Here is a 608-nt window from a genome sequence, read left to right on the forward strand (position 1 = left end):
GTGCAGGTGCGCTCGAACGGTGATGTGGTGGCGTACCGGAATCTGGGCTGGAACGCGGCCAGGGTGTATGACAGCGGGCAGAACAAGCTGGTGGCGACGGGGTTCAGTGACCCGGTGTCGACGAAGTTCGCGGATGTGGACGGTGACGGCCTGGGTGAGCTGGTGCAGGTGCGCTCGAACGGTGATGTGGTGGCGTACCGGAATCTGGGCTGGAACGCGGCCAGGGTGTATGACAGCGGGCAGAACAAGCTGGTGGCGACGGGGTTCACCGACCCGGTGTCGACGAAGTTCGCGGATGTGGACAATGACGGCCGGGTCGAGCTCGTGCAGGTGCGTTCCAACGATGATGTGGTGGCGTACCGGAATCTGGGCTGGAACGCGGCCAGGGTGTATGACAGCGGGCAGAACAAGCTGGTGGCGACGGGGTTCACCGACCCGGTGCGAACCAAGTTCGGTGATCTGAACGGCGACCCCGCCGGCGCGGAGATCATCTCGATCCGGCCCAACGGTGACGTGGTGGCCTACCGCAACCTCGGCTGGAATGCGCCCAAGGTCTACGACGGCGCCGAGAGCAAACTCGTCGCCACCGGATTCACCATCTAGCCGAA

1 protein-coding gene is annotated in these 608 nt (G+C 64.5%); it reads left to right on the plus strand.

The window, feature by feature from the left end:
* Positions 1 to 603 (plus strand): FG-GAP repeat domain-containing protein (locus HKK74_RS38900; RefSeq protein ID WP_222723277.1); only part of this gene is annotated, 603 nt, incomplete at its 5' end.
* Positions 604 to 608: the final 5 nt, after the last annotated feature.

This window comes from Actinomadura alba, from assembly GCF_014323705.1.
In the GTDB taxonomy this organism is placed as follows: Bacteria; Actinomycetota; Actinomycetes; order Streptosporangiales; family Streptosporangiaceae; genus Actinomadura_C; species Actinomadura_C alba.